Annotated in this window: 16 protein-coding genes; 3 read left to right on the top strand and 13 right to left on the bottom strand. The window is 64.9% G+C overall.

All coding sequences use genetic code 11. The features are described 5' to 3' along the window. Positions 1 to 17 precede the first annotated feature (17 nt). Positions 18 to 602, top strand: a complete 585-nt coding sequence (locus ACN22W_RS21090; protein WP_419689271.1) for a drug:proton antiporter — start codon at positions 18 to 20, stop codon at positions 600 to 602. Continuing rightward, entirely contained in the window at positions 599 to 2,164 is a 1,566-nt protein-coding gene (locus ACN22W_RS21085) for a mannose-1-phosphate guanylyltransferase/mannose-6-phosphate isomerase (RefSeq protein WP_343493735.1), read from the top strand. The genes ACN22W_RS21090 and ACN22W_RS21085 overlap by 4 nt, the downstream gene beginning before the upstream one ends. Before the next feature lie 7 nt (positions 2,165 to 2,171). Here ACN22W_RS21085 and ACN22W_RS21080 read toward each other — a convergent pair whose 3' ends face one another. From ACN22W_RS21080 to ACN22W_RS21020, 13 genes are all read right to left on the bottom strand, one after another. Beyond that, on the bottom strand, positions 2,172 to 3,455 hold the full coding sequence (locus ACN22W_RS21080) for a hypothetical protein (protein WP_419689270.1): 1,284 nt from the start codon (positions 3,453 to 3,455) through the stop codon (positions 2,172 to 2,174). 13 nt (positions 3,456 to 3,468) lie between these two features. Beyond that, positions 3,469 to 4,683 (bottom strand): glycosyltransferase family 4 protein, encoded by a 1,215-nt coding sequence (locus ACN22W_RS21075; RefSeq protein ID WP_419689269.1) that lies wholly within the window; start codon positions 4,681 to 4,683, stop codon positions 3,469 to 3,471. 153 nt (positions 4,684 to 4,836) lie between these two features. Next, on the bottom strand, positions 4,837 to 6,003 hold the full coding sequence (locus ACN22W_RS21070) for an acyltransferase family protein (protein ID WP_419689268.1): 1,167 nt from the start codon (positions 6,001 to 6,003) through the stop codon (positions 4,837 to 4,839). A gap of 157 nt (positions 6,004 to 6,160) precedes the next feature. Next, a complete protein-coding gene (locus ACN22W_RS21065; protein WP_419689267.1) occupies positions 6,161 to 7,837 on the bottom strand; it encodes an alpha/beta hydrolase in 1,677 nt (558 codons plus the stop codon). 353 nt (positions 7,838 to 8,190) lie between these two features. Then, complete coding sequence (locus tag ACN22W_RS21060) at positions 8,191 to 9,399, bottom strand: glycosyltransferase (protein ID WP_419689266.1); 1,209 nt, start codon at positions 9,397 to 9,399, stop codon at positions 8,191 to 8,193. 118 nt (positions 9,400 to 9,517) lie between these two features. Continuing rightward, positions 9,518 to 10,756, bottom strand: a complete 1,239-nt coding sequence (locus tag ACN22W_RS21055; RefSeq protein ID WP_419689265.1) for a hypothetical protein — start codon at positions 10,754 to 10,756, stop codon at positions 9,518 to 9,520. Next, positions 10,753 to 12,186, bottom strand: coding sequence for a DUF6418 domain-containing protein (locus ACN22W_RS21050; RefSeq protein ID WP_419689264.1), 1,434 nt, complete (start codon positions 12,184 to 12,186; stop codon positions 10,753 to 10,755). The genes ACN22W_RS21055 and ACN22W_RS21050 overlap by 4 nt, the downstream gene beginning before the upstream one ends. Positions 12,187 to 12,197: 11 nt before the next feature. Further along, positions 12,198 to 13,379 carry a glycosyltransferase gene (locus ACN22W_RS21045; RefSeq protein ID WP_419689263.1) on the bottom strand — a complete coding sequence of 394 codons (1,182 nt, stop codon included), beginning with the start codon at positions 13,377 to 13,379 and terminating at the stop codon, positions 12,198 to 12,200. Positions 13,380 to 13,403: 24 nt separating this feature from the next. After that, positions 13,404 to 15,626, bottom strand: coding sequence for a GNVR domain-containing protein (locus ACN22W_RS21040; protein WP_419689262.1), 2,223 nt, complete (start codon positions 15,624 to 15,626; stop codon positions 13,404 to 13,406). Between the two features lie 235 nt (positions 15,627 to 15,861). After that, positions 15,862 to 16,434, bottom strand: a complete 573-nt coding sequence (gene gmhB, locus ACN22W_RS21035) for a D-glycero-beta-D-manno-heptose 1,7-bisphosphate 7-phosphatase (protein ID WP_419689261.1) — start codon at positions 16,432 to 16,434, stop codon at positions 15,862 to 15,864. After that, positions 16,424 to 17,155 (bottom strand): nucleotidyltransferase family protein, encoded by a 732-nt coding sequence (locus tag ACN22W_RS21030; protein WP_419689260.1) that lies wholly within the window; start codon positions 17,153 to 17,155, stop codon positions 16,424 to 16,426. Before ACN22W_RS21030 ends, gmhB begins: the two co-directional genes overlap by 11 nt. Beyond that, entirely contained in the window at positions 17,152 to 17,733 is a 582-nt protein-coding gene (locus ACN22W_RS21025; protein ID WP_129517211.1) for a D-sedoheptulose-7-phosphate isomerase, read from the bottom strand. The genes ACN22W_RS21030 and ACN22W_RS21025 overlap by 4 nt, the downstream gene beginning before the upstream one ends. After that, the gene (locus ACN22W_RS21020) at positions 17,730 to 18,776 is read right to left on the bottom strand and encodes a dehydrogenase (protein ID WP_193100710.1); all 1,047 of its coding nucleotides are present in this window, start codon (positions 18,774 to 18,776) and stop codon (positions 17,730 to 17,732) included. Before ACN22W_RS21020 ends, ACN22W_RS21025 begins: the two co-directional genes overlap by 4 nt. A 651-nt stretch (positions 18,777 to 19,427) precedes the next feature. Between ACN22W_RS21020 and ACN22W_RS21015 the strand changes: the two genes are divergently transcribed. After that, a complete protein-coding gene (locus ACN22W_RS21015; RefSeq protein WP_419689259.1) occupies positions 19,428 to 20,606 on the top strand; it encodes a polysaccharide biosynthesis/export family protein in 1,179 nt (392 codons plus the stop codon). Positions 20,607 to 20,624 lie beyond the last annotated feature (18 nt).

The following is a 20,624-nucleotide window of genomic DNA, read 5'->3' as shown; positions in this document are numbered from 1 at the left end:
CACGCGAGGACCGCATCATGGAATGGCATTGTTGTGAATTCGAACATCTGAGCGCCGTGGATCTCTATGCAATCCTGCGCGCGCGCAGCGCCGTGCTGGTGGTCGAGGACGCGCACACGCATCTCGACATCGACGGTAAAGACGCAGGCGCGCTGCATGTCTATGCGAGCGTGAACAACGGCGACACGACGGAAGTCGCCGCCTACGCACGCATCCTGCCCGGCGACGACATCGATCCGGATGTCGTGATCGACAAGGTGTTGACGAGCGAGAGCTGCCGCGACGACGACACGCTCGAGCGGCTGATCGGGCGCGCGCTCACCGCCGCGCAGGCCGCATGGCCGGACGCCGCGGTGCGCACGCACGTACCCGCCCCGCGCCAGGCGTTCTACAAGCGCTTCGGATTCCGCAAGGCCTACGGCCCGTATCTCGAACAGGGCGCGCCGTTCGTCGGCCTGGTCCGGTCCGCCGACCGCGCCGCCGGCGCGCTGCGCAATCTGCTGTCCCGGGCCGTTTCGGCGCCGCGGTCGCGCCACGATGAATCGCGCGCCGACGGTCGTGCGCTCAACCGGCTGCCCGCCGATACCGGAGTCACCCGATGACCCGCACCCTACGCCCGGTTCCCGAACCCGATCTGCCGCGCATCCTGCCGGTGATCCTCGCCGGTGGCTCCGGCACGCGGCTGTGGCCGCTGTCGCGCGAGCAGTTCCCGAAGCAGCTGATCGAGCTGGTCTCGAACGAATCGCCGCTGTCGGCGACGGCACGTCGCCTGAACGGCATCGAGAACGCGTCGCTCGGCGACACGCTGCTCCTGGTCTGCGGCGAGCAGCATCGCGTCATGAGCGCCGCGCAGGTGCTCGGTCGCGCGGCGCCCGCCCGCATCCTGCTCGAACCGGCCGCGCGCAACACCGCGCCCGCGCTGACGCTTGCGGCGCTCGACGCGAGCGCGCTCGCGGACGATCCCGTACTCGCGGTGATGCCGGCCGATCACGTGATCGCCGATGTCGGTGCGTTCCAGGACGCCATCGCGCGCGCGGCGCGTTACGCGCAGGAAGGCGCGATCGTCACGCTCGGCGTACTGCCGCGTCGCGCGGAAACGGGCTACGGCTACATCCAGGTCGGCGAGCCGCGCACCGGCCGCCACGGCGGCCAGGGTGGTTATGCGATCGGGCGCTTCGTCGAGAAACCCGATGCGACGCTCGCCGAGCGCTACCTGCACTCGGGCGACTACTGGTGGAACAGCGGGATTTTCGTCACGCGCGCATCGGTCTGGCTGAAGGCGATCGGCGCGCTCGCGCCGGACATCCTCGCGGCCTGCGAGACCGCATGGCGCGCGGGCGTCGCCGAGGATCCGTTCTTCCGGATCGATGCGGCGGCCTTCGACGCGTGCCCGTCGGACTCGATCGACTATGCGGTGATGGAACGCCTCGCGGAGCACGGCGAACTCGGCATCGAAGGCATCGTGGTGCCGCTCGCGGCCGGCTGGTCGGACGTCGGCACCTGGGATGCGATCTGGGAAATCATGCCGAAGGATGATCACGGCAACGTCGCGCGCGGCCCGATCGTGTTCGAGGACACGCAGGACAGCTTCGTGCGCTCGGAGGGGCGCCTGATCGCATGCGTCGGGATGAAGGACGTCGTCGTGATCGAGACGCCCGATGCGGTGCTGGTCGCGAACAAGCACGACGTGCAGCGCGTGAAGAACATCGTCGCTCGCCTGAAGACCGACCGGCGCCCGCAGGCGAGCGAGCACCGCAAGGTGCAGCGGCCGTGGGGTCATTACGATTCGATCGATCTCGGCGAGCGCTTCCAGGTGAAACGGATCGTCGTCGAGCCCGGCATGCGGCTGTCGCTGCAGATGCACTATCACCGCGCCGAGCACTGGATCGTCGTGCGCGGCACCGCGAAGGTGACGCGCGGCGCCGAGACGTTCCTGCTGTGCGAAAACGAGTCGACGTACATCGCGGTCGGCGAAGTGCATCGACTCGAGAATCCCGGCCGGATCCCGCTCGAGATCATCGAGGTGCAGTCGGGCAACTATCTCGGCGAGGACGATATCGTCCGCTTCGACGATCAATACGGCCGGCCGACTTGCGCGCCGGCGGAACTCGAAGCGGCGATGGCGGTGCCGCTCGCCCGATCGACGGCAGACGACGTGCGATAGCCGCGCATCAGCGCACGACGATGGCCGCCGAAACGACGTTCTGGATGAACGGCTTGCCCACCGCCTTGATGAAATACGTGCCCACCCGCGCCTCCGGCAGCGCAATGCTCGTCACATCGGACGGATAGCGTCCGACCAGCCTGAACGACGACGGACCCAGCTGCTCGTAGAGCTCCAGATGATCGACGGTGTCCGGATGAGTGATCCGGACGGTCACGCTCGCGCCCAACGGCTGCGCATCGATCTCGGTACAACTCGCAATGCCGGTTTCGAGCGCGCTCCCCTCCTCGTAGTCGTTCCACGTAATCAGCTGAACGAACGGAAGCTGCTGCCGCGCGCTGTAGCGCTCGTTGATGCTCCTGAACGTGTCGAGCCAGGTGCGGCCGCACGCAGGCGCGAGAAAGCGCGGCGCGGCGGCACCCCACGACGCCTTCTTGTCGTCGAACCCGCTCCACACGCCGCCGACCGTGATCATCCCCGGCGGCTGGTTCCGGCCAATGTTGTAGAAGCGCTCGCGATACAGCAGGTCGTGCCGCGTGCCGGCCGGTTGCGGCGTGGCCCACGACGACGGCTGCGCCCAGACAAACGCCCCCTTGCTGTACGGCAGATCGAAACCCGGCGCAAGCGTATGGATCCAGTAGATGTCCGGGTACGCGGCATGAATGCGCGCCCAGTCCGCCTTTCCAACCGCATCCATCCCGAACTCGGACACGACCGGATGGCCTTCGTAACGCAGATACTGGGTCGACGTGAAGAATTCGCGGCTGATGTACGCGAGGTTGTTCAGAATCGTTTCGGTCAGGTCGCACCCGTGACATGCATTGAACTTGAAGCTGCCGCTGTCGATCATGATCGAGAACGTCATCCCGGGAAACTTCGCGAGTTCGGGCATGGATGCCTGCCACGCGGTGTCGACGAAATGGCCCTGGCCGTACCAGTCGACGATCACGCCGTCGATCCCGCGCGACTGCATGTCGGCGAAGGTGCGATAGGCCTGGCGAGGATCGTCGGATCGGTAACCGACGTCCACGCCGCGCGGGTCGGGGCCCCACCACGGCAGGTAGTGGGCCAGCACCCGGGTCGTGCTGCCGGGATACAGCAACGTATGCACATCGATCTTCGAAACCGAAGACGTGCCGGCGAGCAGCCCGTTCGATGAACCCTTGAAATCGCGGCTGCCGGACGTATTGGCGGGCGCGATCGTCGCCACCCGCTCTTCGCCGTAGCCATGCCCCGCCGACAAGGCCAATGCGACGAGCACGGCCACCGCGTTGCGTCGAAGTACCCGCATGACGCTCCTCTTCCTAGACGTTCCGTTGCCCGTCAATGCCCATCCACGACGCAAGCTGCTCCGCGTAGTGCGACGGCGTGTATGCCGAACAATCGTAATGGCGATCGTCGGTACGCAAGTGACGGTTCAACTCGTCGAGTGCGCTCGTCAGGCCGGCCGGCGAATTCCGGTACAGGATCTTGTTGCCAATCTCGCTGCCGAACGTCGACAGACTGCCGATCTCGTGCGCGAGAACCGGCAACCCGAGCGTGGCCGCCTCGACCAGCACGAGCGGCGCGTTCTCGGCCCAGACGGACGGCAACACCAATGCATCATGGGCGCGCAGTGCGTGGAACAGCTCGCTGTGGTCAAGCCGCCCGGCAAAGCGCAGCCGTTGCGCCTGAACCAGATCCTGGTGGTGCGTTTCGAGCTGCGCGCGCATCGCCCCGTCGCCGTAAAGCGTCAGGCTGCCGATACGATGAAAACCGGTCTGGCGCGCCAGTTCGATGAACTCGTGAATACCCTTTTCCGCATCGAGGCGCCCCACATAGGCGAGATCGAACCGCTCACGATGACACACGCGCGGCGGAAACGGCTCCGCCAGCGTGCTCACCGGGTTCGGCAGCAATGCGCTTCGCGTGATGCCGCGCTGCGCCAGTGCGGTGCGCATATACGGGCTCGGGCACAGGAACAGGTCGAATACGTGTTGCGGGTTGCAATACGCGTACACCGCATGCCAGTGCAGCTTCTTCACCGTGTCGTGAATACGCCCTCGAGGGCTCGCAAGCCTGAACAATCGCGCCGGCTTCGACAGCGCATCGACCGGCACCGGCACCGGACGCCCGTTGCGATAGGCCAGCAGATTCGGGTTGTAAAAGACCAGGTGGTAGTCGTGGCACGTGAGATACGTACGGAATCCCTGCTCGCGTCGGTAACGCGCGAGTACCGGCAGGATCGATTGCGTCAGCAGATTGTGATAGTTGTGCACGAGCACGCGATGCGGGCGCACCTCGTCGAGCAGCGCCGCCAGGGCACTCGCCGCGGCGCGGTTCCAGCCGCGCGTGAACGAGCCTTCGCCCGGCGGGAAATTCGTCTCGTCGAACGAGTACACGTCGACGCCGGGAATCTTGCGCAGCATTTCGATGGAGGTCCGGTAGACCTCTTCCGCGCCACCCTTTCGCGCGTAGTCATTGATCACGACGATGCGCGTCGCTTCCGCGCGGGAGTCAACCGACGGGAAGCGATTCAATTGAAGTTCCCGGACGCGGGTTGAAACATTCGATATCGCGGCACACCGCCGCCTTCATCACTCGCCACCATCCTCTCCCACTCCGTACAGTCCATTCCATTCACGTCGGCGACACGAGGTCGCCACTTTCAGCCGCAACGCTTCCGCGCCCGGTCAGTTTCGAACCGGATCCTGCGCCGCGCTGACCGGACGATTGCCGGTCGGCAGATCGCCGCGTGGCCGCGACACGGTCAGGCGGTGCGCAAGCCGGACACAGGGCGCCTCGCAATACCGGTAGCTTGCATACGACAACGCAATCAACGGCGCAACGGGCACGATCATGTAGACGCCCAGCGGCCACCCGGTCCATTGATAACGCTCGCACAGCCAGTAAAACCCGAACAACGGGATCGCATGAAACAGGTAGATCGAGTAGCTGACTTCGCCCAGCTTCGCGAACGACCGCGCGCGGATTTTCAATACCGTGGCCATCGCCGCGAATATCGTGATGCCGATCACGTAAGCGAGTGACGACGGCAGATGAACCAGATTGTGATGTCGCCAATCGTTGACGGCGCCAATCAGTGCGACGCCCACGATCATCGCCGCCAGCAGGCCAACGACGGATCGGTACGTCAGCGTGATTCCGGCACGCTCGCCGCGCCCCCATCTCACACGCAACACGTCGAGCGGATGGTCGTAGGCCTGACGAAAACAGGCCCCCCAGAACATGATCGCGAGGTGATACGGCATGGCCTTGTACTGGCCCAGCGCATTCTCGGGAATGATGTGCAACCCGAGGGTGATCACGAATACCGTGCAGAGCGCGATGCAGACGAGCGCGAGATCACGCATCCGGTGCAGCCCGCCCCACCAGAACAACACGAGACACAGCGCGTAGAAATACAGTTCCGTTTCGAGCGTCCAGTAATGCCCCATGACCGGCTCCTGCCCGAACGCGGTCGGAATCATCGTTGCGTTGGCAACGAGCAGCGACACACTCACCGGTTTTCCGAACAACGTCCAGAAGACAAGGCAGCCGACCGGAATGGACAACCAGAACGCCGGATACAACCGCAGGAAGCGACGGATCAGGAAGCGCTGTGTGCCTTGTCCACGGGCGCCGCGGAGGCTACTCGGAATCAGCAAACCGCTGATGCCGAAGAACACCACCACGCCGATCCGCCCGAAATTGACGGAGCGTTGCAGCGTGTCGAGCCACTGTTGGGCGCCCGCCAGCGCGACGAACCGCTCGGCGTAATGCGTCCAGATGACGAGCAGGACCGCGACGGCGCGCATCGCGTCGATATGATCCAGACGTCCGGGGCTTTTGGAGTTCATCGTTGGGGTCGTGTAGTGGGCAGGCAGCATGGCCAAAGACAGGCGAGTTACCGTATCACCGCACCCGCTCGCCGACTGTGCGACATCTGACATAGCCCCGTGCCGTCGGGCAACAATGAGGCCGGCGCACATGGCAAAGACCGGCGCCGGCCTCGCATCACGCGGGCGATCCAGCCTTGACGATCCTGCCGAGCGGCGCGCGGCGGGAATCGAGACCCTTGACGAATTCGCTGCACAACCCGATCACCTGTTCGGCCGCATGCGAACTGAACAGACTGTGATCGAGGTCGTCGAGCACGACCGTGCGCGCGCCCGAGAAGCGCGACAGCCGCTTTCCGCGCGGGCCGAAATACATCGTCATCAGGTCCAGGCTGCTGTCGTATGCGCCGCAGACGAACAGCGTGCTCACCTCCTTGCGCTGCAGCGTGCGCAGGATTTCATGAGGATCGACCGGTATCGTCTGCGCGCACGACCATCCGGCGATCCGGTGTCGCCACGCGCCGATCCGGACCGCCGCAAGCGTCGCCACGCGCTTCAGGACGAGCCGGACGAACGGCATGATCTTCCGATCGCCGCACAGCACCTGCTTCCATTTCTTCAGCTCGAAGAACGACGACCGGTAACCGGCGATCGAATTGGGCCGATGCCTGCGCAGCGCGTCCGTCGGCATGTCGTCGGGCATATGGAAACTCTGCAGGTTCACCGAGATGACACCCGACAGCGCGCGCCCCACGAGCGCCGCACGCAACGCGCTGTACGCGCCCGAGCAGATGCCGAAGGACACGACATGGCGATACCCTTGTTCCTTCAACCAGTGGGCAGCCGTCGCGACATCGTCGACGACGGTACTCGAATAGACCGGCGCGCGCGCACCGCTCGCAGAGGCACTGTCACCGATCCCGCGTCCGTCGAACCGCAGCGATGCGATGCCGCGGCGCGCCAGTTCCCGGGCAATGCGCACCGAAAGCCGGCTGTCGCCGACATGCGCGCTGGCCGACGTGTTCGTGATCAGCAGAACCGGGCCACGATCGCGCATGGCCGGCGGCAGGCACAGAATGCCGAACAGCCCCGCAACACCGAACCTGACCGGCTGTTCGCACGCTTCCGGCGTCCGGAGCATCAGGCCGGCATCCCAGTCCGCTTTCAACGCGACGCCGGGCGACGGCGCCTGCCCGGTCGCCCTGGCCGCGATCCAGTCGACCACGGCGTCGAATACACGCGTCGGCATGCTCGAGAACGTCGTTTCCTGCATGAACGCGGCGTAGCCTTCGAACGACCTTGACTCGACTTCACCGCCCAGCGCTTCCAGCTTCTGTTTCAGCGCTTCGCTGCCGCCGACATTCACGTCGACGATCAGCGTGTCCGGCGCCGGCGCGCGTACGCTGTCCTTCAACGCATCGACCGCGTCGAACGCATTGAGCCGCGCACGAAACACCGGACTGTAGACCTGCCCGAGCACGTTGAATGGTGCGTCTTTCGGCTGGGCCTCACGCAAGGGCGCCGGCAACTGGTCGAGCCAGATATTGCGCATGATCGACAACTCGCGCACGTAGCTGCGCCCGCTCGCCACCGGCGCCAGCAGCACGAGCGCATCCACGTCGCACTGGCTCGCCGCGACCAGCGCGAATGCCGCGCCCAGCCGCAGGCCGCACAGCGTCACCCGGGCGACGCCCGTTTCTTCGCGAAGCCGCGCGATGGCCGCGCGCACATCGTCGACGGCCGTCTCGAACTGGTCGTTCGCGCCATCGGCCCCGTCGGAATCGCCCGTTCCGCGGTAATCGAAACGCAGCACCGGAATCCCGCTGGCGGACAGTCGGTCCGCCAGGCTCCGCATGCCACCGTGACTCCAGACGGATTCGTGCCCGTAAGCGTTGCACAGGACGACACCCCTCGTCCCTTCGCCCGGATGCAACCATCCGAACCGCCCGCCAAATATGATCGGTCTCATTTTTAATTAGATATCGGTGAAGAATGGGATATGGCGTCCTTCGGCCGAGCGGTTGAATCGATCGGCCGAAGGACGGCAAGTCGCTCGCGGAAGGCTCTCCCCTTTCCGGTTACCACGCATCCCCATGCGAGGGTCCGGAAGCCGGCCATCCGCGAACCGTTCAGATCACGACGTCGAGGCCCTCCTTTCGACTGCGCCGGCTTTCCGGTTGGATCGGGCGCGGCGCGCTGCCCGGCCCGTCACGACGGGCTGCCCGGCGTGGGCGCGATCACGTCGCGCCAGCGCCGATCGAATACCGACATGCTGAAATGCTGCTCGCAATAGGCGGCGAATCGCGTCGCCGCTTCGACGACATGCACCAGATCCGCGGACGGTTCGGCGACGAACCGCTCCAGTCGCGCTTCGCTCATCGCCAGCGCATCGTCGTGGAATCCGAGGCCCTCGTAAGCGGCTTCGTTTCCGACCGGCACACACCCGTACGAAATGGCTTCCAGCACCTTCGATTTGATGCCGCCGCGAAGGAACGCGGGACACAGCGCGATCGAGGATCCGGTATAGACGTCCGCCTGCGTTGGCGCGAATCCGGCGAATTCGACGTTCGGAACGGGATCGTAGCGACCGGTCATGCGCCCGAAGATCACCAGCGGCGTGGCCGGCCTGACACGCGCCCACAACGCCACCAGGTACTCGATCGCGAGCCGGTTCTGCAACTGGCGGTCCGAACCGATAAACACGAACCGGAACGGTGCCGCCGGATGACGCACCGGCTTCAGCGCATTCATCGGCGGCGCGATCACATGCGTCTTCACGGCTTCGTCGTCAGTGAGCGACATCCTCAACGAATGCGCGTCTTCCGCGGAAACGAGCGTGACGACATTCGACGACCCGATCGCCGCGCGTTCCTGCCGCTTGAGCGCGAACGCTTCATAACCCAGGAACGCGTTGCGGATCATCCTCGCGTTGGCGAGCTTGACGAACGGCCCCGGAATCGACTTTTCCAGATACCCGGCCGACAGCGGAAAATCCTGCTCGCGCAGGATGTTCGCGCGGCGCGACATGAGATCGTCGAAGTCCACGACGATCCGGCATGCGGGCACGTTGCGCCGAACCAGGATCGCGTAATCCACCAGCCGGATGCCGTCGAAATAGATCACGTCCGGCTTGAACGCATCGACGGCGCGCAACAGCGCCGTCCGCTTGCCCGGGTGCGAGAACATCGCCACCTGAAGCGCGCACGGCGCACCGCGCAACACGCTCCATCCGACGCGCACTGCCGCGCCGATCTTCGCGCGCAAGCCACCATCCTCGAACACGGACCGAATCTTGAATTCGGCCACTTCCGTCTGGTCGCCAAGCGCCTTCCGGATGAAGCTCAGCGTACGCTCCCGCCCGTTCGTCACTTCCTGCGGAATGTCCCGCGTCATCACCATCAGCACTCGACTCTTCACGAGCGGCCCCTCCATCGATCCGAAACTCTCTTCATTCCATTCACTGCATGCGAATCCCGGCGCCCGCGTTCGGCCGGTTGCCGGTGCGGCAAACCACGGGCTGCCCGGAAGCGGTTCTTCATGAGCGCTCCCGGTTGTATGCAAGATTCCCGAGAACGATGCACCAGAAGGCGACCAGCGATACGGCGATGCCCGTCGACGGCGCATACATCACCAGCGAGCGCGGCATGACGAACGGCGCGGCGACGATGGCCGCGACGATCAGCACCTGCTTGATCATGATGAGCCGGTAACGGCGCACGGCCAGCAGCCACGTGCTCAGCCCCGCATCGACGAACGTGGCGATCGAGCATCCGGTCGCGTAGATCATGATCGGCACACCCTGGACGAACGCGGGCCCGTAGATCATCAGGAACACTTTCTGGCCGATGAAATAGCTGCCCACCCACGCGACACAGCCGACCAGGCCGAGATACAGGCCGAGCTTGAATGCCTTCGCACGCACGAGCGACTCGGTCCGCGCCACAAAGACCATGCTCGGCGCCAATGCCAGCGCCAGCGTCGTTCCGACCGAATTCCACTGCTCGACCAGCGACGCCGCCGACGCGTAGATGCCGAGATCCGCCTTGGAGACCAGCACGCCGAGCAGCAGCCGGTCCATCCGCAAGACCAGGACACTGGCCGCGATGGCCGGCCAGATCCTCAGCCCGCGCACGACCAGCGCTTTCGTCACGGCTGCATTGCCGCGAAACGATTTCGGCGACTTCAGCGCCAGCGAGCGATAACGGCTGAACGGCGCGGCTGCCGCCACGCATGCCTCGAGCGGCCACGCGAACGCGGCCACGATCACGCCCATCGACGCGTGTGCCGCGACGTACAGCCACAGCACCCGGACACAGCTCGCATAGGCCCTCGCCCGCGTGATGACCCACGGCTTGGATTCGGCATAGGCCATCAGCGAGCCGAGCGCGATCGGCTCCACGATCAACGCGAAGGCCGCGATCAACGTGAGCTCGGACACGCTCGACGGGCGCATGACGATCACCACGATGCCCATGAACAGCAGCATGACGGCCAGCGTCAGCGTGAGCCGCAGACGAAACGCGCGGTAAACGACCATGTGCCGCAAACGCGGATGCTTGCCGAGGATCGGCTGGATCACCTGCGCACCGAAGATCAGCGCGACGCTGCCGATCACATAGGCAAGCGACAACGCGAACTGCAGTTCGCCGAACAGGCGCGCGCCGTAGATGTTCGCGAACAGGTGATTGCTCGCGATCGCGGCGAGCGCTCCGATGATCTTTTCGCACACCACGCCCGCGAACGACGAGAACAGAAGCCTGACGAACGCGTTCAAGATAGCCCCGTCCGCGTCGCATCGACGTTCGCACGCCTCGCGTCGATGCAAACCCACCAGATCAGCGCGATCAGCAGGTAGAAGAGCGTGCGCGCGCCGAACAGGGTCCAGTAGTCGCCTTGCTGGATCGAGTAGGTTGCGTAGGCAAAGATCTTCGTGGTCAGCCACAGCATCACGACACCGCCGCGCATCGCGACCTGAATCAGCATCGCGCTCACCGCCCCGTATATCACGCCCGTCAATGCAACGAAGAGCGCGCCGCCCGCATAACCGAACCAGTAGACCGGCACCGCCATGTTTCCCATCGTGAACGTGACGTCGTCGAACACGTAGGCCTTCAGGATCTCCGGCGTGCCGTACGACAGCATCAGGTCGCGCAAGCCGCTCACCGGCGCATCGCTGAAGAACGTCGGTTCCGTGAAGGAGCCGAGCGATGCCGCGAAACGCCCGAACGCCGCCATCCCGCCGAGCGCCGGCGCGCCGAACAGGTGCGCGTCGCCGTCCACCACGTACCACGCCTGCCCCTGCTCGAGAAAACGCGACATCACCGTTTCGGCGACATCCAGCCCCTGCCCCTTGTATGCGTAGAACACGGACACGCCGCCGATCACGAGTGCAATGGCCGAGCCGATTCCCAGATAGCGCATCACCGGCTTGCCGTTCATCGCCTGAATCGCGATGAGCGGGGTCAGGACGGTCAGGCACACATGCAATACGGCCATGAACTGCTCGCCGTGCAACGCCTCGAGCACCAGATCGGCGACCATCATGACGACGGACACCCATCGCACGGTCTTGTTCGAACTCGTGCAGAAAGTACTGAGCAGCACGGCAACGAAGGTCTGGTTGTTCAGGAACAGGTTGAACAGCGTACTGTTCGACGCGTCGTTGCGCAGCGCGTAGCGGTTGATGCCGCTCAGCACCGCAAAGCCGCCCGTCAAGCCCGCCAGCACGCCCGTGGCGAGGATCGCCGCGACCAGCCCCAGGCCGAGTGCAACGCTGATCGGCTGGAGCGTCAACCGCGCGCGGATCGGCTCGTGCGCGGTACGCACCTTCAGAAACCGGTTGAACCCGAACAGTGCGCACGCAACGAAAATCACATAGAACGACAGCAACCGGCTGAACGCGCCGTTCGCGACGCCGAAGATGTCCGTTTCCCGGAGAAACCCGCCGGATTCGATCCCCACGCCGGCCACGAAAGCGGTCAACCCGATCACCAGCGTGTAAAGCATCGACACGGCGAACACCGGGCGCGCGACGATCAGCGCGATCACCCCCGCCACCGCCAACAGCAACGTACAGGTCGCGCTCGGTTCCATCGCGCCGAGCGCCGGCAGCATCGCGTTGACCGTCAACGCGAGCAGGAACAGCGTCGCGACGGTCAGCCCCAATGCCGCTTCGGCCCTGCCGTCGGCTCGAATCGTTCGCATCACCGCCTCTTTCACGCTTCGGCCCGGCTTGCGCGCGAGCCGTCATGCACGGCACGGTCCAGCACATCGTGCAGCTGCGCGCTGACCGCGCGAGACGAAAAGCGCTGTGCGTTCGCCCGCCCGTCGCTCACCAGTCTCGCGCGGAGTGTCGGGTCGCCCGCGACGCGATCGATCTGCCGGCCCCATTCGGCGGCATCCATCGCATCGGCCACGGCCACGAACGAATCCCCCATCGTGTAGCGATACACCGGCAGATCCGATGCGACGACCGGCACGCCGACGAACTGCGCCTCGATCACCGTGCGGCCGAAACCTTCATGCAGCGTCGGCGACACATACAGGTCCGACGCCTGGAAGAAATAACCGAGATCGTCGTCGCCGACGTTCTCGACGAAATGGGCGACGATTCCCGCCTGCGCGGCGATGGCCCGGCACTCGTCGCGATTGGCCTGGTTTTGCGCGCTGCCCACGCGCAGCACCACGACGTCCTTGCGCCCGAGCGACGCCAGCGCGCGAAACAGCGTCGCGTTGTTCTTGCGTGTTTCATCCGAGCCGACGTTCAGCACCACCAGCGCTTCACCGATCCGGATGCCGAAGCGCGCCAGCAGCGCCGCGCGCGCCTGTTCGCGCACGCCGGCGTCGATCGGCGCATAACGATCGTCGAACGCATTGGGGACGACCTGCAGCCGGTCGGCCTGAATGTGCAGATCCGCCAGCGCTTCTTGCGCCGTCACCTCCGACGGCGCGAGCACCACGTCCGCCGTCGCGATCAGCGACTGCGTCAACCGCATATACGCGTTCTTCAGCTTCTCGACCACGCCGCGCACCTGCCCCGGACGCTGCACGTGATGAAGCACGATGCCGACCCGCCCGCCGACCCACTGGATCAGCGGAATCATGAAGGCCAGGTCCTCCTGGTACAGCATCACGAAGTGCCCCGCGCGCGCCGCCGACACCGCACGCAGCGGATACAGCACGAACTGCGTCCAGTAGCGCCGCAACGAACGCGGCTCGGCCGGAATGTCGATCGGCTCGACGTCGAACCCCGCAAATGCCGGGATGAAATCGATACATTTGAGGCTGTACCGCATCACGCCATTCCAGCTCACCGGTCGCGGCCCGAGAAACCACACGACCCGCACCGCTTGCGACGCGCGTCGCAGTCCATCCTTGCTTGCCATCGAATCACTCATGCGATGCGCTCCTCGCCTGCGCAATCACGCGCGTGCCGCGGCGAAGCCGGCGCCGATTCGGCGAACGCCCTGCAACGGCGACGGCGCGAAGCCGTTGAACACCAGCCCGTCGACGCGCACGCCGACCTTGCCCAGGCTCTCGAGCGCATCCGTCACGCCGGCCGAACTGGCCGAACCCTGCCGCGCCACCAGCAGCGTCATGTCGGAGATGCGCGACAACGCGGCGATATCGCCCACCGGCAGCGCCGACGGCGCATCCACGACGATCATGTCGTACCGGCCTCGCAACGCCGCGGCCAGCTTGTCGAGACGAGCGATGTTGAACAGGTTGCGCGTCGACGTGCCCTGCTTTCCGGCAGACAGCGCGTCGAGGTGTTCGGTCGCGCGGGTGATCGCCTCCTCGGCCGGCAGCGAACCCTTCAACACCTCGGACAGACCCTTCGTCGCGGTCACCGGAAAGTAGCGATGCAGCCCCGGCGCGCGCACGTTGGCGTCCACGATCACCGTCTTGAGCCCCCTCTCGGAGAACAGGTAGGCGAGATTGGCGGCAATCATCGACTTGCCCTGCGCGGGCGCCGCGGACGACACCAGCACGATCTTCGCGTCGCCGCCATAGGCGGCCAGCCGGTGCCGCAACGTCAGCGCGAGACTGTCCATCGCATCGGCCAGCGGCACGTCGGCCGGCTCCTTCGTCGCGATGAAGGCCGGCGTGCGATGCGCATCCGCGTCCGCCTGGCGTCGCGAATTCGGCAGGATGCCGAGCATCGGAATACCGAGCGCCGCTTCCAGGTCGTGCGGATCGCGAATGCGCCCCGACAGCAATGCACGGCCCTGCGCGGCCAGGAAGCCGAGCATCAGTCCGATCAGAGCACCGGCCAGGATCGCGATCAGGCGCTTCGGCCGGACCGGCTTGTCGCTGACGACCGCCTTGTCGACGATCGACGCGTTGCCGACCGTCCCGGCTTCCGCGATCTGCAACTGCTGCGTGTTGTTCAGCAGCCCGACATAGAGCTGATTGTTGACCTCGACGTCCCGCGCCAGGCGCAAGTACGTCTGTTGTTGCGACGGCAGGCGCGCCGCCTTGTCCTTCAGCACGGCGGCCTGCTTGTCGAGTTCCTTCAGCTTGTTGGACGCCGCGACGACCTGCGGTTGCCCCGGAACGTATTTCGACAACAGGTCCTGGTATTCGAGCTTGGTCTCGAGCCGCGATTTGTCGACGAACGCGAGCTGTTCGACCAGCAGCCTGACGTCGCCCTGCGCATCGATCGAACCCTGCTGATTGCGGAACGCGTTCAACGCCTGCTCGGCTTGTTGCAGCCGGGCCTTGACGATCGGCATTTGCGCGTTGAGGAACGTGAGGCTGCGCTCGGCATCGTCGGCGCGGCGGCGCGCGTTGAAGCTCAGGTAGGCCGCGGCGATCGCATTGAGCATGCGCGCGGCGAAGATCGGATCGGCATCCTCGAAACTCAGTTGCATGATGCCCGACTGCCGTTTCGTCTCGGTCACGCCCAGCTTCTTCAGGATCGCGTCAACGCGAACGTCGGTGGCCACGCGCCGCACGCGGAATTCCGCACCGGGGCGCGCGACGATCCGCGCCACGTCGACCTGATAACCGTTGCTCGCGCTCGGCACGCCGACCACCCCGCTCAGCACTTCCTGACCGTTACGGTCCCTCAGCTGAAACCGGTTGTCGTCGAGATAATCGAACTCCAGCGCCTTGCCGATCTGCGCGGACGGAACCTCGAACGTCCTGAATTCAAGACGCTCGCCGCCCCACGCCCACGACGACATCCCGAGCGGCGGCTCGGCGAGACCATTCGCGTCCTTCGACAGGAACGCGCCGATGAGGCCGCCGACGAGCGGGAAGCGGTTCTCGACCGACACCTCGGCCTGGGCGGCCGTCGCGTTGATCGCTTCCATCACGACCGAGCGCGAGCGGACGATGTCGATTTCGCCGACCACGGCCGAATTCTGAATATCCAGCGCCTTGGAGATCGACGACAGCGAACCCAGCGCGCTGGCCTTGTTTTCCTCGATCTGGATCAGCGTGTCGGCCGAATACACCGGCGTTGCCGCGATCGCATAGACGATCGCCAGCAACAGGCATGCCGCGACGACGGCCGCGAAGAGGCGCCCGTTGTCGAGCACGTTCTCCACCAAGTCGATCGGCGACAACCGCGTCACATGCCGGGAAACAGGTTTCGTTTCGTTTTGGTGCCCGGTCAATGCAGGTCGGTCCATCTTCATGCTGAACTCCAGAATTGAAGAGCCGGCTGGCTTCGCCGCTTTACGCGCGTTGTTGTTCACATTCATTTCTTTGAAAATCCGGCTGAAAACCCTTCAGTGCCGACCGGGAATCCACCGCGCCGGAAACCTGAATTCCCCGGATGTTTCCGCTCGAATCGGCGCAACGGCCGGCAAGCCGTTATCGAGGCCTCGTTCATTTCATTCCGGTATGCGGCCGTCGACCCTGCCGCCACGCCTAAACACGCGCGGCTGCGATTCCGGTCTCTTCCAGCGCCGCGCCGATGTCGGACAGCCGCGTCACGACGTCGATGCCCGATTCGGTTTCCGCGCGACCGGGCCGGTCGCCGACGAACAGGAAACGACGCCCCACGCCGGCCCGCGCGCCGGCATCGAGATCGGATGGCTTGTCGCCGACCAGGATCGAGGCGGACATATCGAGGCCGAGATCCCGCTGTGCGTCGTTCAGCATCCCGGGCTCCGGTTTCCTGCACGCGCATGCCTGCCGGTAGCGGCCCATACCGGCCACCGGGTGATGCGGGCAGAAATAGACGCGGTCGATTCTCGCGCCGCGCTCCTCGAAACTGCGGCGCATCCAGTTCATGAACGCGACGAACTGCGACTCCGAAAAATACCCGCGGCCGATCCCGGCCTGATTCGTCACGACAACCACCTTGTGGCCGGTCGCATTGGCCTGCCGCACGAGATCGAAGATCCCGTCGACGAACACGCAGTCCTGCTGCCGGTGAACGTAGCCGTAGTCGACGTTGATCACGCCGTCGCGATCCAGAAAAAGGGCTTTACGCTTCACTGGTCCCGGTCTCCAGCATCAGCGGAATGACGGTTTGCGCACGCGCATAATCCGCCGGCACCCCGATATCGATGAACTCCGTGACCTCGGGGAACACGCGAATGTCGAGCGTGGCGACCTGTTCGCCCAGGAAATCCTGTTCGAACGAGAATTTCGCCGGGAGATCGAAGCCAAGCAACGTGCGCGCATTGACGACATACGTGCCCGCGTTGATGTAGCCCTGTCCCGGACGCTTCTCGCGGAACGCCGACAACCGCCGCGACGCCGCATCGAAATCGAGCGTGCCGTAGCGTGAAGCATCGTCGACCTGCGCCGCCGCCACGACGAGATCGGGGCCCGTCGCGCGATAAAACGCCGACAACGACCGCAGATCCAGATTCGACAACGTATCGCCGTTCATCACGATCATGTCGGGCGCACCGTGGGCCTTCATCGCGTGAACGATCGCGCCGCCGGTGCCGAGCGGCTCGTCCTCCTCGATCACGGAAATCGCGAGCCCGAAGTCGCGGGACGTCACGAGTTCCTTGATCGGGCCGCTGCCGTAGCCGAGCGACAGCACCACATCCGTCACGCCCTGCTGCAGGAGTCCTCTGAGCATCCAGCACAGAAACGGCTCGCCATCGATCGATGCGAGCGCCTTCGGCATCGTGTCGCCCAACACCGGGCGCAGCCGCGTGCCGAGGCCGCCCGCCAGGATCAGGCATGGCAACATCGCGTTCATCCGAAGATCCGCTCTTCGACGATGCCGCAAATGATGTGGCCGCACACGAGATGCCCTTCCTGGATCTTCGGGGTCGACGCGGACGGAATCTCGATGCTGATGTCGGCACGCTGACGCATCTCGGCCGCACCGGGCCCGTTGCCGGTGAAGCCGACCGAAAACATGCCGGCCGCCTTCGCCACTTCCAGTGCACGAAGAATGTTCGGCGACCGCCCGGACGTCGAATAGGCCCAGAAGATGTCGCCGGGACGCCCCGTCGCCTGGATCTGGCGCTCGAACAGTTTCTCGTAGCCGTAGTCGTTGCCGATCGCGGTCATGACCGAGCTGTCCACGGTCAGTGCAAAGGCCGCGAGCCCCGGCCGGTCGAAGTTGAAACGGCTGACGAATTCGCCGGCGATATGCTGTGCATCCGCCGCGCTGCCGCCATTGCCCGCGAGCAGGATCTTGTTGCCCGTGCGCAGCGCCGCCGTCACCCGATCCGCTACCTGTTCGATCCGCGCCAGTTGCTCGCGGTCGGACACGAGCGCCGTCAAAACCGACAGCGTCTGGCGAATTTCGCTCTCTACTCCGATCGTCATTGATTCTTTCTCCACGACTGCGCGCCGATATCCGTGAACGTGCAGTTGAGCACCTGGCCATTGATCCCTTTGTACGTATCCAGCGCACGCATCACGGCCGACCGTTCGACCGGATCGACGAAGAACATCATGAAACCGCCGCCGCCGGCGCCGGACACCTTGCCGGCCTTCGCGCCGGCGCGGACCGCGACCTTGTACAGGTCGTCGATCATCGAGTTCGAGATGTTCTTCGCCATCCGCTTCTTCGATTCCCATGCGTCACGCATCGACGCGGCGAACGCATCGAAATCGGCGCGCAGCACGGCCTCTTTCATCCGGATGGCTTCGTCCTTCACTTCGTGCAGCGCGGCCAGCGAATCGACGACGCCTTCCGTCACGTTGCTGCTCTGTTCCTTGATGATGTTGGCCGACTCGCGCGAGACGCCGGTGTAGTACAGCACCAGCGACGCCTCCATCTCGGCCTTGATTTCCTGCTTGATCCGCAACGGATTGACGATCACGCGGTCGCCGTAGAACTCCATGAAGTTCAGCCCGCCGAAGGTCGCCGCGTACTGATCCTGCTTGCCGCCGGCCAGCCCGAGATCCTCTCGTTCGATGTCGTGCGCGAGGTGTGCGATGTCGTATTCGCCGAGCGGCAACGACAGCAGTTCGCAGAACGCCCGGACCAGCGCGACGACGATCGTCGACGACGATCCGAGCCCCGATCCCGGCGGTGCTTCGGAGCACGTCGTGATCGTGACGGCCAACGGGTGACCACCATGAAAATCCCGGACGATCCGGTTGTAGACGCCGACGTGCAACCCGAGCCCGTTCTGCACCTCGAGCACCGGCGCCACAGAGCCGATCCAGCGCGTGTCGGTATCGGCCGCCACCAGCTCGACCTTCGCGTCGTCGCGCGGCGCGATCGATGCATACGCGAATTTTTCGATCGTCACATTGAGCGCCAGACCGCCGAACCGGTCCGAATAAGGCGGCACATCCGTTCCGCCGCCGCCCAAACCCAACCGCAAAGGAGCCCTCGAACGGGCAATGAAGCGTGTCATGAAATTTCTCGCAGGCAATGAGTCGGAAGCCGGCGCGATGCCGTGCCCGACCCGCACATTCGTCGTTCATGCCGGGCCGCTCGCCTGACGCATCGCGCCGGGCACCGGTGCCGGAACACGAATGCGCATGACCAGGAAGCTGCTGCCTTGCCGCCGGGAATGCGCGACCATGTTCGTTGGCGCAACTATGCGATAGATGCGCAACACGCTGCGTGCGATGGCTTACATTAAGCCGTCTCCGCGAAATGGAAGCGGCCAACCTGCGTTACGCTCTGTTCGCGATCGGCAATCGCGACGTGCGAATCGGCATCGAAATCGCCGCCACGTCCCCGGCCGGGCATGCAAACGTCAATCCGTCATTGCCGATTTTTGACAATCGATTCCGGAAGCGACGTCGCCATGAAGAACGGATCGATTGCCGTGGATTTGTATGCCATCAAGGAGCGTCACGACGATGTGAAGAGCGAATCGGGCTCGCGACAGCCGGCCCGAATTCGATCCGGATACCGTATCAAATGAACGGCCGCCGAAGCGTTGCGGCGACGACTGCGCCGGGTAGTCGTTGTTTCGCAATCCGCAGGCAAGCAGCCCGATACCCCGACACCGACTTGACGACCCGAATTTCCCGATTCAACGATGCTGGATAAAAAAATGAACAACGATCGACCGTTCGATGCCGTGACGCCGGATCACCATCGCACTGCCATGCGCCGCGTGTGCACGGCCCTCTCCTTCGCGACCGTCGCGATGCTTTCCGCCTGCACGTTGGTGCCGGGGCAGCACATGAGCTCGACCGCGTTGCCGGTCACGACCGCCGACAACGGCGACGTGACCAGCGACATGCAGGTGCCGGTCAAGCAGATCGACCTGACGCAGATCGAGCGGATCCGGGCCGAACAGAAAAACGCGCCCGCGACGTCCGTCCCGCCGAACTTGTTCGCGAAGCCGGACATCTACCGGATCGGCGCCGGCGACGTGCTGCAGATCACGGTATGGGATCACCCGGAATTCGCCACGGCCGCGGGGCAACCGGTGCAGAACACGAAGGCTGCCGACGCCGCGCCCGGTTTCGTCGTCGACAACAACGGCAACGTGCAGTTTCCGTACGTCCCGCGCGCGATCCGCGCGGTCGGGAAAACCGCCGCGCAGATTCAGCACGAGGTCACGACCGAACTCAGCAAGGTATTCGTCAAGCCGCAGGTCACCGTTCGCGTGGCGTCGTTCCGCGCCACGCAGGTCTATATCGACGGCGAAGTGCGCAACCCGGGCGCACAGGCGATCAACGACATTCCGATGACGCTGATCGAAGCCGTCAGTCGCGCGGGCGGCTTCGCGCCGACCGCGGATCAAAGCCGCGTCACGATCACCCGCAATGGCACGATCTATCCGCTGAACGTCGCGCGGATGATGAAGACGGGGAAGAATCCGGCCGACATCATGCTGAAGCCCGGCGACATGCTGCATGTCGGCGCGCGCGACGACAATCCCGTGTACGTGATGGGCGAAGTGGTCAGGCCGCAAGCCGTTGCACCGCTGCGCGACGGTTCGCTCACGCTGAGCGAGGCGCTCACGCAGGCCGGCCAGCTCAACCAGCAGACCTCGAATGCGAAGCAGGTGTTCGTGCTGCGCAAGGACGCCGACAGCGCGCCCGTCATCTATCACCTCGACATGGAGTCGCCGGTTTCGATGCTGCTCGCGAACCAGTTCCCGCTGGCATCGAAGGACATCGTCTATGTCGACAACACCGGGCTCGTCCGCGCGAGCCGCGTGCTGAACCTGCTGCTGCCGGCGATCAGCGCGGGCTTGACCGGCGCACTCGTCACCAAGTAACGCTCCACATGCCGGCCG

Origin of the sequence: Burkholderia theae (genome assembly GCF_048565265.1) — a bacterium.
In the GTDB taxonomy this organism is placed as follows: domain Bacteria; phylum Pseudomonadota; class Gammaproteobacteria; order Burkholderiales; family Burkholderiaceae; genus Burkholderia; species Burkholderia theae.
Note: the sequence above shows the minus strand (reverse complement) of the source record. Positions and strands in the feature narration are given on the sequence as shown.